This is a genomic window from Pseudonocardia sp. T1-2H (assembly GCF_038039215.1).
Classification (GTDB): Bacteria; Actinomycetota; Actinomycetes; order Mycobacteriales; family Pseudonocardiaceae; genus Pseudonocardia.
In genome coordinates this window covers 2,128,377-2,142,169 of the sequence record NZ_JBBPCL010000001.1, presented here as the reverse complement: position 1 = coordinate 2,142,169, position 13,793 = coordinate 2,128,377, and the positions used below count along the sequence as shown (strand labels likewise).

Genomic DNA, 13,793 nt, shown 5'->3' with positions numbered 1-13,793 from the left:
CCGACGCCCCCGCCTGCGGGCTACGGCGGCGGGAGCCCGATCGACCGCGCCCACAGCCGGGTCAGCGTCGCGACCGACGCCCCCTCGTCCAGGTCCTGGCCCATGACCAGCCAGAAGTAGACGTACTGGGTGACCATCGAGTTCAGCGCGTGCGAGGCGAGCTCCGCGTCGAGCTCCGCGTCGGCGAGCCCCCACCCCTGCAGCCGGCGGATACCGTCCGCGGCCCGGGTGACCGAGCGCTGCCGCAGCTCCAGGCGGTAACGGCGAAGCTCCTCGTCGAACGACGCCACCTGCTCGAACAGGGCCAGCAGCTTCCGGTCGCGCTGGAACAGCTCGAGGTAGCGGCGGTTGCCCTCCTCGATCCGCCGCCACGCCTCGGCCACGGTCGGGACCCTGCCGTCGGTGCGCGGGGACGCGGGCCGGCCGGGCGCGTAGAGCCCGGTCTCCATCACCTCGTTGACCAGCGTGCGGAACACCGCGGCCTTGGAGTCGAAGTAGGTGTAGAAGCTGCCGTGCGCGATACCGGCGACGGCGGCGATGTCGGCCACGCGGGCGTCGAGGAACCCGTCGCGCTCGAAGACGACGCGCGCGGCGTCGAGCAGCTGCGCCCGCGTGCGCCTCCCCCGGGCCGTGCTCGGGGTAGCGCCGATGCTCGCCCGACGCCGGCTGCCCACGCCGCTGTGCGCAGGGCGGGACGTCTGCTCGACCACCTGGTCCTCCTCCGGTTCGCGGTGAGGATCGCATACGAAATCGTCACCCGAAAGACTTGTAGTCGATATCGATGTCGACTTACGGTGACGTCCGGACACAGTGGTCGTCGAAACCGCCCACAGTGCTTCCGAGCAGCCACGACAGCGCCGCCCGGCCGTGGGGACACCCCCGCTGCCGGGTGCCTCGCTGTGCCCGCGGACGAGGAGGTCCAGGCAGTGACGGACACGCTCAGCGCGATCAGGCCGGCGCGGACGGGCCCCGCAGGCCCCACCGACTGGGGCCGTGTCTTCCGGCCCCGTGCCGTCGCCGTGCTCGGCGCCACCGGCCGCCCGGAGAGCCCCATGGCCCGGCCCCTGCGCTGGCTCGCCGACCGCGGGTTCGCCGGCGAGGTCTACCCCGTCAACCCGAAGTACGACGAGCTCGCCGGGCTGCGCTGCTACCCCGCGCTCACCGAGGTGCCCGGCCCGGTCGACCTCGTGCTCGCCCTGGTCCCGGCCGCGCACGCCGTCGACGCGGTGCACCAGGCCGGGGCCGTCGGCGCGGCGGCGATCGTCGTGTTCGCGTCCGGTTTCGCCGAGGTCGGGCCGGACGGCGCCGCCCTGCAGGAACGTCTCGTCGCGGCCGGACGCGAGACCGGCGTCCGGGTGCTCGGGCCCAACTGCCAGGGCATCGTCTACAGCCCCGCCCGGTTGTTCGCCACGTTCACCGCCGCCGCCGAGCGTCCGCTCGAGGGCAGCTGCGGCATCGCCTACGTGGGGCAGAGCGGGGCCGTCGGCGGCTCGGTGCTCGACATCGCCGCCGAGCGCGGCCTCGACCTCACCGCCTGGGTGAGCACCGGCAACCAGGCCGACGTCGACCTCGCCGAGATCGGTGCCCATCTCGTCCGGGACCCGGAGATCTCCGTCCTCACCGTCTACGCCGAGTCCATCCGCGACGGGGCGGCCTACGCCCGGCTCGCCGCCGAGGCGGCGGAGTCCGGGACCGCGCTGGTGGTGCTGCGTTCCGGCCGGTCGGCCGCAGGCCGGCGGGCGGCCGTCTCGCACACCGGCGCGATGCTCGGTGACGACACCGCGTTCACCCTCGTCTCCCGGCGCTACGGCGTGGTCCTCGTCGACGACGTCGAGGAGCTGCTCGCCGTCGCCACCGTGCTCCGGGCGCAGCCCCGGCCGGCGGGGCGGCGGATCGCCGCGGTGAGCACCTCGGGCGGCGCGGGCATCCTCGCGGCCGACCGCTGCGAGGGTCACGGGCTCACCCTGCCCGAGCTCGCACCCGAGACCCAGGACGAGCTCTCCCGTCTCGTGCCGGCCTTCGGCGCGCTGGCCAACCCGGTGGACGTCACCGCCCAGCTGTTCAACCGGGACGAGCGGGCGTTCGGCGAGGTCTGCTCGATCGTCTGCGCGGACCCGTCGGTCGACGCGCTGCTGGTGCTGCTCACGATGGTCACCGGCGACGCCGCCGTCGACCTCGCCGAGGACCTCGCCGCCGCGATGGCCGGCAGCGCCGTGCCCTGCGCGGTGGTGTGGCTGGCCGGCCAGGACCAGACCACCGGGGCCCGTGCGGTGCTCGGCGCCGCGGGGATCCCGGTGTTCTCCTCGATCGCGGTCGCCGCCCGCGTGGCGGGCGCCCTCGCCCCGGAGCCACAGCCGGATCCCGGCCCGCCCCCGCCCGTCGACCTCCCCGCCGACCTCCCCGGTGGCGGACTGCCGGCCGGCCGGTCCGGCTGGGCGCTGCTCGACGCGATCGGCGTGGCCGTCCCGGAGGGGCGCCTGGTGCGCACCGCCTTCGAGGCCGAGGAGGCCGCGCGGGCGCTGGGCGGCACCGTGGTCATGAAGGTCGTCGCGCCCGGGCTCGAGCACAAGACGGACGTCGGCGGGGTCCGGCTCGGCGTGCCTGCCGAGCGGGCGGCGTCGGTGTTCGCCGAGCTCGCCGCCACCGTCCCGGAACTGGAGGGCGTGCTGGTCCAGCGGGCCGTCCCGGCCGGGCTGGAGCTGCTGGTCGGCGCGAGCGGCGGCAGCGACGGCTGGCCCCCGGTCCTCACCGTCGGGCTCGGCGGCACCGGCACCGAGGTGCACCGCGACCTCGCGACGGCGCTCGCCCCCGTGAGCCGCGACGCCGCGCTGGCGATGCTGCGCGCGCTGCGGTCCTGGCCGTTGCTCGCCGGGCACCGCGGCGCCCCCGCACTCGACGTCGACGCCGCCGTCGACGCGCTCGTAAAGGTCGGCCGGGCCGTCGCGCACTGGCCCGAGCTGGCCGAGCTGGAGATCAACCCGCTGATCGTGGGCCCGGCCGGAGCCGGCGCGGTCGCGGTCGACGTCCTGGTCACGACCCGCTCGTAGGGGAACGGCCACCACCGGCACCACCCGCACCACCCGCACCGAGGAGGAGCACCAGATGGGCTCGATCGTCCTGGAGAAAGCCGACGGGGTCGCGACCCTGACCGTCGACTCGCCGGAGGTGAAGAACGGGCTGACCCCGCAGATGGGCCGTGAGCTCGTCGCCGCCTGCGAGGAGATCGACGCGGACCCCGCGATCGGCGCCGCCGTCGTCCGCGGCGCGGGCGGCACGTTCTGCTCGGGCGCCGACCGGCGAACCTGGAACCCGGGTGCGGACCAGGCCGAGGACACCGCGTTCCGCGACACCGGCGCGGTCTACAAGGCGTTCGTGCGGGTCGGGCAGCTGGCCGTGCCGACGATCGCCGCGGTCCGCGGGGCCGCCGTCGGCGCCGGGATCAACCTGATGTTCGCCACGGACCTGCGGGTGGTGGCGGAGAACGCCCGGATCCTCGCCGGCTTCCTGCGGATCGGGCTGCACCCCGGTGGCGGGTTCTTCACCATCGCCGGCCGCACCGCCGGCCGCGAGGCCACCGCGGCGATGGGCCTGTTCAGCCAGGAGGTCGACGGCCGCCGCGCCGCCGAGATCGGCCTGGCCTGGGCGGCGGTCCCCGACGCCGAGGTCGAGGACACCGCGCACCGGCTGGCGGCCGAGCCGGCCAAGGACCCGGCGCTGGCCCGCGAGGCCGTCCGGTCCTTCCGCACCGAGCTGGGCCCGCCCGGGATCGGGTGGGACGCGGCCGTCGAGTTCGAGCGGGCCACGCAGATGTGGTCCCAGCGCCGCCGCAACTCGCGCTGACCCGGACCCGCGGGGGGTGCACGACGCCGTTCTCCCGACGTCGCGCGCCCGTCGAGGGTGCCACGCAGGACAGGGAGGTCCCCGTGCGCACGTCCCCCACCCGCTCACCGGCCCCGCGCCGCGTCGCGGTGCTGCTGCTGCCGTTGCTACTGGTCGTCGCCACCGCCTGCGGGGCGGGGACGGGCGCGATCCCGCAGGCCGACACCGGCCCCGTCGACTGCCCGCCGGTCTCCCGGGGCGCCGACCCGAACGCCGAGCTGACCTGGATCTACACGGTCGACAACACCAGCTTCGACCCGGACAAGATCACCACCAACAACAGCCAGATGTACCTGTACCCGGTCTACGACAGCCTGGTGCACGTCAACGCCGCGGGTGAGGCCGAGCCGATGCTCGCCGAGTCCTGGAGGCTCTCCCCCGACGGTCGCGCCGTCGACATGCGGCTGATCGGCGGCTGGCACTACCACGACGGCGTCCCCTTCGACGCGGGGTCCGTCCGCGCGAACCTGCTGCGCCACCGGGACCTCGAGGGCTCCTTCAACGCCAACCGCCTCGCCTCGCTGACCGACGTCCAGGTCCTCGACGCGCGGACGGTCCGGCTGGTCACCGACTCCTCGGCGGGGCCGCTGATCACGATCCTCGGCGGCTCGGCCGGGATGATGATGAGCCCGGCCGCGTTCGACCGACCCGGCGAGGACATCGCGCCCACCGGCGGCTCCGGCCCGTACGCGATGAGCCGCTACGTGCCCGGCGACCGCGTCGAGTACACCCGCGTCCCCGGCTACTGGGACCCCGCGGGTGCGCGCGTCGCGAAGATGACCTACCTGATCTCGGGCGACGACAACGCGCGGCTCAACGCCGTGACCACCGGCGCCGCGGACCTGACGTTCCTGCGGGCCAGCATGCTCCGCCCGGCACAGGAGTCCGGGCTGACGATCTGCCAGCAGCCGTCGCTGTCGAGCTACACGCTCAACCTGAACACCGCGCGCTCCGAGTTCGGCAACGAGAAGGTCCGGCAGGCGATGAACGTCGCGATCGACCGGAGGTCGATCAGCCTGCTGGTCAGCGGCCTGTGCCAGCCGGCCGGCCAGATGTTCCCGGACTTCTACTACGCCTCGTCCAAGAACGTGACGCCGCCGGAGCACGATCCGGAACGGGCGAGACGGCTGCTCGCCGAGGCGGGCCTCCCCGACGGCTTCTCCTTCGACATGGAGGTCATCAACCTCGACGTCTACCAGCAGATCGCACAGGTCATGCAGGCCAACTTCGCCGAGGTCGGCATCACCATGTCGATCACCCCGGTGGACATCAACAAGCTGGCCGAGGACTTCTCCGTCGCCAAGAACGTCGATGCGATCCTGTTCGAGCAGAAGGCCGAGTCGGACCCGAGCGTGCTCACCGCCGAGTACTACCGGCCCGACGGCTTCAACAACCCCGGCGGGTTCACCGACCCGGAGATCATCCGCGCCGACGAGGCCGCCGCGCGGGGGGCGACACCGGCGGACCGCGCGCCGGAGTTCACGAAGCTCTTCGACCGCGTGGCCGAGGTCCAGGCCCCGCACATCCCGCTGTGCAACCTGACCACGCCGTTCGTGCTGAACCCGAAGGTCGGCGGGGTCGAGATCTACGCCGACGCGTCCCGCCAGCTTCGTGGCGTGGCGATCAACCCGTGACCCCGGCACGCCCACCCATCCCGGCTCGACACCTCGACGAGGAGGTAGTCCCATGCTCGGCCTACTGGTCCGGCGGCTGGCCTTCACGATCCCGATGCTGGTCGCCGTCAGCTTCTGCGTCTTCAGCCTGATCGTGCTCGTTCCCGGGGACCCGGCGGTCTCCCTCGCCGGGGAGAACCCGGACCCGGAGCAGATCGCGGCGGTCCGCGAACGCCTCGGCCTGAACGACCCGTTCCTCGTGCAGTTCTGGCACTGGTTCACCGGGGTGCTGCACGGCGACCTCGGCCAGTCGCTGTTCTCCAGCCAGTCCGTCGCGGGGGCGGTGTTCGCCCGGCTGCCCGCGACCCTGTCGCTCGCGCTGCTCAGCCTGGCCGTCGCGCTCGTCCTCGGGGTGGCCGTCGGCGTGCTGGCGGCGATGCGGCCGGGCACCTGGGTCGACCGGGTCGCGACGTTCGCCGCGAGCCTCGGCGTGGCCGTCCCGTACTTCTGGGTCGGCATGATCCTGGTGCTGCTGTTCGCGATCGACCTGACGCTCTTCCCGGCCGTCGGGTACACCCCGCTGCACGAGAACCCGCTGCACTGGTTCCTCCACCTGTTCCTCCCGGCCACCGCGCTCGGGCTGGCCCCGGCCGCGGTGATCGCCCGGCAGACCCGGGCGGGGATGACCGGGGTGCTGCGCGAGGACTACGTGCGCACGGCGACGGCGAAGGGGCTGCCACCGGCCAGGGTGGTCGGCAAGCACGCCCTGAAGAACGCCGCCGTCCCCGTGGTGACCGCGTTCGGGCTCGAGGCCAGCCGGCTGATCGGCGGCACCGTCGTCATCGAGCAGCTGTTCGCGCTGCCCGGGCTCGGCAGCCTCGCCTACACCTCGGTGTTCGCCCGGGACTTCCCGATGGTCCAGGGCGTGCTGCTCGTCGTCGCGGCCCTGGTGCTGCTGATCAACCTGCTCGTCGACCTGTCCTACGGCTACTTCAACCCGAGGATCCGGCAGTCATGACCACCACGGCCGACACCACTGCAGTCCCCGCCGCCCCCGCGCCGTTCGCGCCGACCCGGCCCGGGTTCTGGCGCCGCTTCCGGGACAACCGGCCCGCGTTCGTCGCGCTGGTCGTCCTCGCGCTGCTCGTGGCCGCGTCCCTCGCGGCCCCCCTGATCGCGCCCTACTCCCCCGAGGCCATCGACGTCCCGCGCCGGCTGTCGCTGTCCACTCCGGACCACTGGCTCGGCACCGACTCGCTGGGGCGGGACACGCTCAGCCGGCTGCTGTACGCCGGCCGGGTCTCGCTGCTGGCGGCCGCGACCGCCGTCGCGATCGCCACGGTGATCGGGGTACCGCTCGGCCTGCTCGCCGGGTACGTCGGCGGGAAGCCCGACTGGATCCTCGGCCGGATCGGCGACGTCCTCATGACGTTCCCGGCGATCATCCTGGCCATCGCGATCATCGCCGCGATGGGGCCGGGCCTGCAGAACGCCATGATCGCGCTCGGGATCGTCTACGCGCCGCGGCTCTTCCGCGTGGCCCGCGCCGCGACGCTCCAGGTCCGCGCGGAGACCTACGTCGAGGCGTCGATCAGCATCGGCACCCCCGCCTGGAAGATCATCCCGCGCCGCGTGCTGCCCAACGTGGCGTCACCGGTGCTGGTGCAGGTCTCGGTGATGCTCGCCGCCGCGCTGCTGGCGGAGGCGGCGCTGAGCCTGCTCGGCCTCGGCGTCATCCCGCCCACCGCGAGCTGGGGGGTGATGCTGGGCAGCGGGTTCAAGGAGATCCGCTCGACGCCGCTGCTCGTGTTCTGGCCCGGCGTCGCGATCGCGCTGGCGACGCTCGCGTTCAACCTCATCGGCGACGGGCTGCGCGACGCGCTCGGCCGCCGGACCCGGAAGGCGGAGTCATGAGCATCCCCACCGCCACGACGACCCTGCTCGGTGTCGACGACCTGCGCGTCGAGTTCGCCACCGACCACGGTTGGTCCACGGTCGTGGCCGGCACGTCGTTCTCGGTCGGCGAGCGGGAGATCGTCGGGCTGGTCGGTGAGTCCGGCTCCGGGAAGACCGTCACCGGGCTGTCCGTGCTCGGTCTGCTGCCCCGCGGCGTCGGCCGGGTCGCGTCCGGATCGGTCACCCTCGGCGGCCGGGACCTGCTCGGGCTGTCCGAGCGGGAGCTGCGGTCGGTGCGGGGCAACGAGGTGGCGATGGTCTTCCAGGAGCCGATGACCAGCCTCAACCCGGCGTTCCGGGTCGGCGACCAGATCGCCGAGGCCGTCCGGCTGCACCGCGGGGTCTCACGCCGGGCCGCCCGGGACCGTGCCGTGGAGGTGCTCGACCTCGTCGGTATCCCGCACGCCCGGCGCCGCGCGGACGAGTACCCCCACGAGTTCTCCGGCGGCATGCGGCAGCGCGCCATGATCGCGATGGCGGTGAGCTGCGAACCGCGGCTGCTGATCGCGGACGAGCCGACGACCGCGCTCGACGTGACGATCCAGGCGCAGGTGCTGGAGCTCCTGGCCCGGATGCAGCAGGACCTCGGGATGTCCGTGCTGCTGGTGACGCACGACCTGGGCGTCGTCGCCGAGGTGTGCGAGCGGGTCGTCGTCATGTACGCCGGGCAGGTCGTCGAGCAGACCGACGTCGGCGAGCTCTTCGACCATCCCCGCCACCCGTACACCGAGGGCCTGCTGGCCGCGATGCCGCAGCTGGGCTCGCGCGGGCAGCGGCTCTCGTCGATCCCCGGGCGCACGCCGGAGCCCTGGGGGATGCCGCAGGGGTGCCGGTTCGCGCCGCGCTGCGGCTACGCGGTCGACGCGTGCGGGGAGCCACCGCCGTTGGTCCCCGCCCGCCCCGGACACCTGTCCCGCTGCCACCGCCACGACGAGCTGACCCTGCGAGGTGCACGGTGAACACCGCCGGAACGACCCCCGGGGCGGGCCCGCTGCTCGAGATCGAGGACCTCCGCGTCACGTTCGGCTCCCCCGGCCCACGCGGCCGTGGGCGCGTCGTCAGGGCGGTCGACGGCGTCAGCCTGCAGGTCGGCCGTGGGCGCACGGTCGGGCTGGTCGGCGAGTCCGGCTCGGGCAAGTCGACGCTCGGCCGCGCGGTACTGCGGCTGGTCCCGGTGCGCAGCGGCCGGGTCAGCCTCGACGGCCGGGACCTCACCGCCTTGCGCGGCCGGGCCCTGCGCCACGCCCGCCGGGACATGCAGATGGTGTTCCAGGACCCGTACTCCTCGCTCGACCCGAGCGCGGTGATCGGCGACAGCATCGCCGAGCCGCTGCGCGAACACGAGGGCCTGTCCCGGCGCGACGCCGAGCGCCGGGTCAAGGAACTGCTCGACGTCGTCGGGCTGCCGGCCGGGCACGCCGACCGCTACCCCAGCGAGTTCTCCGGCGGGCAGCGCCAGCGGGTGGCGATCGCGCGGGCGGTGGCGCTCAACCCGAGCCTGGTCGTCTGCGACGAGGCGGTGTCCGCGCTGGACGTGTCCACCCAGAACCAGGTGATCAATCTGCTGGAGGACCTGCGCGCCCGGTTCGAGCTGTCGTACCTGTTCATCGCGCACGACCTGGCCGTCGTGCGGCACATCGCGCACGAGGTCGCGGTCATGTACCTGGGGCACGTCGTCGAGACCGGGCCCACCGACCGCGTCTACGACTCCCCCGCGCATCCGTACACGCAGGCGCTGCTCTCGGCGATCCCGGCGTCGCACCCGCGGCGCGCCGGGACCGGGACGCGGATGCTGCTCTCCGGCGACCTGCCCGACCCGGCCGACCCGCCGCCCGGCTGCGCGTTCGCGACCCGCTGTCCCTACGCGATGGACGTCTGCCGCGAGGTCCCGCCGGCGACGACCCCGGTCGACGGCGGCGGCGGGGTCGCCTGCCATCTGCAGACCAGCGGGCCGACGCTGGCGGGGAGGACCCTCGACGCGGCCGGCGTGCGGGCCGAGCGGGACGGGACGCCGGACGTGGTGCCCGCCGTCGTGCGGGACGCACCGTGACGGGCGCCCTCGCCGGGATCACCGTCGTCGAGTTCGGGCAGTTCGTCTCCGTGCCGTTCTGCGGTCAGCTGATGGCCGAGGCCGGCGCCCGGGTGATCAAGGTCGAGCCACCGGGCGGGGACTCCTACCGGCGCACGCTGCAGCTCGCGCCGCTGGAGAGCCGGCAGTTCGCGATCAAGAACCGGGGCAAGGAGTCGGTGGCTCTCGACCTCGGACACCCGGACGCGGCCGAGGTCGTCGACCGGCTCGTCGGGATCGCCGACGTGGTGCTGGTGAACATGAGCCCGGCCGCGGTGGCCCGGCGCGGCCTCGACTGGGCGACGCTCTCGCGCCGGCATCCGCGGCTGGTGCTCGGGCTGGTCTCGGGCTACGGGACGGTCGGCCCGGACGCCGGGCTGCCCGGGATGGACGTCGTGCTGCAGGCCCACTCCGGGCTCCTCGCCGCCCTCGGCGCCGAGGACGACGGCGTGCCCCGGCACAGCGAGGTGCAGGTCGCGGACTACGCCGCGTCGCTGCTCCTCCTCGCCGGGGTGTCGATGGCGCTGCTCGCGCGGGACCGTACGGGTCGTGGGCAGCAGGTCGACGTCTCGCTGCTCGGAGCCGCGATGACCGTGCAGAACAACCAGCTCTCCCACGTCGACGCCGTCGACGGGTGGCGGGCCGGGTTCGTCGCCGAGGAGCTCCCTCGACTGCGCCGACAGGGCGCCGGCGGAGGCACGATCAACGCCGCCCGGGCCGCACACCAGACCGACAAGCTGACCCTCACCGCGCACTACCGCGTCTTCGGCACCGCCGACGGCGCGATCGCGGTCGGCGCCGGGAGCCCGCCGACGCAGGAGCGGCTGGCCGCGGTGGTGGGGCTGCCGGTGGAGCAGCTGCGTGGCGATCCCGACGCCGTGCGCCGGCGGCTGGCGAAGCTGCTCGTGACCCGGACCAGCGCGGAGTGGATCGCCGACCTACGCGCCGTCGCAGTGCCGTGTGCAGAGGTCCGGACCCTCGACGAGGTGCTCGCCGACCCGCACGTCGAGGCCGAGGGGCTCGTCGCCGACGTCGACCATCCGGCGCTCGGCCGCTACCGCGCCCTCGGCACCCCGATCCGCTTCGGCGACACCCCGTCCGGACCGGCCCGCCCGTCCCCGGCGTTCGCCGCCCACACCACCGCCGTGCTCCGCGAGCTCGGCCTCACCGCCGCCGAGGTCGACGGGCTGGTGCGCTCCGGCGCCGCCGTGCCCGCCGTCCCGGGCCCGACCGCTGTCACCGACCGCACGAGGAGCAGCGCATGATCTTCGCCCCCACCGAGCTCACCCCCGCCGAGGAACGGCTCCGCCACGAGGTCCGGGAGTTCCTCGCCGCCGAGCTCCCGCCGGACTTCCGCCCGGGCCTGGGTCTCGGCGGCCGGCACGACCCGGAGTTCTCCCGCAGGCTCGCCGCCCGCGGCTGGGTCGGGATGGCGATCCCGACCCGCTACGGCGGTGGCGGCGCGACGCCCGTCGAACGGTTCGTCGTGGTCGAGGAGCTGCTGGCCGCGGGGGCGCCGATCCTGGCGCACTGGGTGGCCGAGCGGCAGACCGCGCCGACGCTGCTGGCGTTCGGCACGCAGGAGCAGCGCGAGTGGTTCCTGCCGCGCATCGCCGCCGGGGAGTGCTGGTTCTCCCTGGGGATGAGCGAGCCCGACGCCGGTTCGGACCTCGCGTCGGTGCGCACCGCCGCCACGAAGGTCGACGGCGGCTGGCTGGTCAACGGCACCAAGATCTGGACCAGCGCCGCGCACCTCAACCACTTCTTCGTGGTGCTGTGCCGCACCTCCCCCGCGGAGGACCGGCACCAGGGGCTGTCGCAGCTGATCGTCGACCTGCACGCACCGGGGCTGAAGGTCTCCCCGATCCACTACCTCGACGGCGGCCACCACTTCAACGAGGTGGTCTTCGACGACGTCTTCGTCCCCGACGACCGGGTGCTGGGCGAGGTCGGCGCAGGCTGGCACCAGGTCACCTCGGAGCTGGCCTACGAGCGCTCCGGACCCGACCGCTACCTGTCGGTCTTCGGGCTGCTCAAGGCGTTCGTCGCAGAGTTCGGGGACTCCTTCGACGACGTGCGGCGCGCCGCGGTCGGCCGGGCGTCGGCGAAGCTCTGGACGATCCGGCAGCTCTCCCTGGCCGTCGCCCGGTCGCTGGAGCGCGGTGCGGCGCCCGCGGTGGAGGCGGCGCTGGTCAAGGACATCGGGACGCTCTACGAGCAGGAGGTGGTGGAGGTGCTGCGGCACGTCGCCGGTCAGGAGATCGACCCGGGCGGGGCGGGGATGTTCGAACGTCTGCTGGCCGAGGCGGTGCAGACGGCACCGGCGTTCACGCTTCGCGGCGGGACGACCGAGGTGCTGCGGAGCATCGCGGCCAAGGGGCTCACGGGGGCCCGGCGATGAGCCGCGGCGACGCCGAGCTCGTGGCGGAGGCGGTCGGCGAGCTGCTGCGCGACCGCTGCACCCAGGAGACCGTCGCGGCCGCCGAGCGGACGGGCTGGGCACCGGACCTCTGGGCGGGGCTCGCCGAGGGCGGGTTCCCGTGGATCTCCGTGCCCGAGGAGCGCGGCGGGGTCGGCGGGACCGTCGCCGAGGCCTGCGCGGTACTGGAACAGGTCGGGCGGTACGCCGCGCCGCTGCCGGTGGCCGAGACCGGGCTGCTGGCGGGTTGGCTGTCGGCGTCGGCCGGCCTGGACGTCCCGGCGGGGCCGGCGACGACGGCGCCGACCGCCCGGTCCGTCGACGCGCCCGCGACGGTCACCGTGCAGCGGACCAGCTCCGGCTGGGCCGTGTCCGGCCGCGCCGCGCGCGTGCCGTGGGCCCGCGAGGCGAGCCGGGTCGTCCTGCTCGCCGACTCCCCCGACGGTCTGCAGGTGATCTCCCTCGACCCGGCGACGGCCCGCATCGAGTCCGGGGTCAACCTGGCCGGGGAGCCCCGCGACACCGTCCACCTGGACGGCGTGGCGGTCGACGCCGTCGGCCCGGCACCCGCGGGCGTGGACCACGACGCGCTCCTGCTCCGCGGCGCGCTGTCCCGCGCGGCACTGATCGCCGGCGCCGCCGGCCGTGTCCTGGACCTCACCGTGGCCTACACCAACGAGCGGCGGCAGTTCGGCCGTCCGGTGGCGCGGTTCCAGGCCGTCGCGGCGCACCTGGTCAAGCTGGCCGAGCAGACCGAGGCCGTCCGGATGGCGGCCCGGGTGGCCGCGGCGAACGCGGGCACCGCGAGCGGGCCGGCGTTCCTCGACGTCGCGGCCGCGAAGACCGTCGCCTCCGAGGCGGCCGGGCTCGTCGCCGCCTCGGCGCACCAGGCGACGGGCGCGATGGGCATGACCCGGGAGTACGAGCTCGGCCAGCTCACCCGCCGGCTCTGGTCCTGGCGCGAGGAGTACGGCGGCGAACGGCTCTGGAGCACCCGGCTCGGCGCGGTCCTGGCCGACGCCGGCGCCGACGCACTCTGGCCGGCGATCGCGCGGGGGGCCGTCGCGTGAGGACCGAACACGGCCTCGTCGTGGCGCTCGCCGACCGCGTCGCCACGGTGACCCTCGACCGCCCCGAGCGGCTCAACGCCCTCTCGACCGGGCTGCAGGCCGACCTCGTGCGCGCCTTCGACCGGTTCGACGCCGACGACGACGTCTGGGCGGTCGTCCTCACCGGCGCCGGGCGGAAGGCGTTCTCCGCGGGCGTCGACCTGAAGGAGGTGCGGGAGAACGACACCGGACCCGGTCCGGGCCTGCGCCCGATGGCCGGCTTCTCCCGCAACGTGTTCGAGACGGTGCTCGAGTGCGGCAAGCCCACGATCGCCGCGATCAACGGCTGGGCGATGGGCGGCGGCTGTGAGCTCGCGCTGGCCTGCGACATCCGGATAGCCGCCGACCACGCCCGGATCGGCCTGCCCGAGGCCAAGCGCGGCATGGGGGCGAACTTCGGGGTGCACCTGCTCTCCCGGATCGTGCCCCGCGGGATCGCCTACGAGCTGCTCTACACGGGAGACGACATCGGTGCCGCCGACGCGGAGCGCTGGGGCCTGGTCAACCGCGTGGTGCCGGGCGCCGAACTGGCGGCCGAGGCCGACGCACTGGCCCGCCGGATCGCCGGCAACGCCCCGCTGACCGTGCGCCGGTACAAGGCCGCGATCGGGAGGGGCGGGGAGCTGCCGCTGTCCTCGGCGCTGCGCCTCGGCGTCGGGCCGGACCCGTACACCAGCGAGGACCGGGTGGAGGGCGTGGCGGCGTTCGTCGAGAAACGGGCGCCGGTCTGGAAGGCGCGCTGACCCGAT

The 13,793-nt window shown here is 74.5% G+C and carries 12 protein-coding genes; 11 read left to right on the top strand and 1 reads right to left on the bottom strand.

Features of this window, described 5'->3' with window-relative positions; translation table 11 throughout:
* Window positions 1-20 precede the first annotated feature (20 nt).
* Window positions 21-710, bottom strand: coding sequence for a TetR/AcrR family transcriptional regulator (locus WBK50_RS10675; protein ID WP_341335441.1), 690 nt, complete (start codon window positions 708-710; stop codon window positions 21-23).
* Between the two features lie 216 nt (window positions 711-926).
* Here WBK50_RS10675 and WBK50_RS10670 point away from each other — a divergent pair, with 216 nt between their 5' ends.
* The 11 genes from WBK50_RS10670 (at window position 927) to WBK50_RS10620 (ending at window position 13,787) form a co-directional block, all read left to right on the top strand.
* Window positions 927-3,047, top strand: coding sequence for an acetate--CoA ligase family protein (locus tag WBK50_RS10670; protein WP_341335440.1), 2,121 nt, complete (start codon window positions 927-929; stop codon window positions 3,045-3,047).
* Window positions 3,048-3,102: 55 nt separating this feature from the next.
* Window positions 3,103-3,840 carry an enoyl-CoA hydratase/isomerase family protein gene (locus WBK50_RS10665; protein ID WP_341335439.1) on the top strand — a complete coding sequence of 246 codons (738 nt, stop codon included), beginning with the start codon at window positions 3,103-3,105 and terminating at the stop codon, window positions 3,838-3,840.
* An 83-nt stretch (window positions 3,841-3,923) separates the two neighbouring features.
* Complete coding sequence (locus WBK50_RS10660; protein WP_341335438.1) at window positions 3,924-5,513, top strand: ABC transporter substrate-binding protein; 1,590 nt, start codon at window positions 3,924-3,926, stop codon at window positions 5,511-5,513.
* Window positions 5,514-5,565: 52 nt separating this feature from the next.
* Window positions 5,566-6,510 (top strand): ABC transporter permease, encoded by a 945-nt coding sequence (locus WBK50_RS10655; protein WP_341335437.1) that lies wholly within the window; start codon window positions 5,566-5,568, stop codon window positions 6,508-6,510.
* Window positions 6,507-7,406 (top strand): ABC transporter permease, encoded by a 900-nt coding sequence (locus WBK50_RS10650; RefSeq protein WP_341335436.1) that lies wholly within the window; start codon window positions 6,507-6,509, stop codon window positions 7,404-7,406. The genes WBK50_RS10655 and WBK50_RS10650 overlap by 4 nt, the downstream gene beginning before the upstream one ends.
* Window positions 7,403-8,407, top strand: a complete 1,005-nt coding sequence (locus WBK50_RS10645) for an ABC transporter ATP-binding protein (protein ID WP_341335435.1) — start codon at window positions 7,403-7,405, stop codon at window positions 8,405-8,407. The genes WBK50_RS10650 and WBK50_RS10645 overlap by 4 nt, the downstream gene beginning before the upstream one ends.
* A complete protein-coding gene (locus tag WBK50_RS10640; RefSeq protein WP_341335434.1) occupies window positions 8,404-9,498 on the top strand; it encodes an ABC transporter ATP-binding protein in 1,095 nt (364 codons plus the stop codon). The genes WBK50_RS10645 and WBK50_RS10640 overlap by 4 nt, the downstream gene beginning before the upstream one ends.
* Complete coding sequence (locus WBK50_RS10635) at window positions 9,495-10,781, top strand: CaiB/BaiF CoA transferase family protein (RefSeq protein WP_341335433.1); 1,287 nt, start codon at window positions 9,495-9,497, stop codon at window positions 10,779-10,781. Before WBK50_RS10640 ends, WBK50_RS10635 begins: the two co-directional genes overlap by 4 nt.
* Window positions 10,778-11,917, top strand: a complete 1,140-nt coding sequence (locus tag WBK50_RS10630) for an acyl-CoA dehydrogenase family protein (RefSeq protein ID WP_341335432.1) — start codon at window positions 10,778-10,780, stop codon at window positions 11,915-11,917. The genes WBK50_RS10635 and WBK50_RS10630 overlap by 4 nt, the downstream gene beginning before the upstream one ends.
* Entirely contained in the window at window positions 11,914-13,005 is a 1,092-nt protein-coding gene (locus WBK50_RS10625; protein WP_341335431.1) for an acyl-CoA dehydrogenase family protein, read from the top strand. Before WBK50_RS10630 ends, WBK50_RS10625 begins: the two co-directional genes overlap by 4 nt.
* Window positions 13,002-13,787: an enoyl-CoA hydratase/isomerase family protein gene (locus WBK50_RS10620; RefSeq protein WP_341335430.1), complete on the top strand. Its 786-nt coding sequence runs from the start codon at window positions 13,002-13,004 to the stop codon at window positions 13,785-13,787. Before WBK50_RS10625 ends, WBK50_RS10620 begins: the two co-directional genes overlap by 4 nt.
* The last annotated feature ends 6 nt before the right edge of the window (window positions 13,788-13,793 follow it).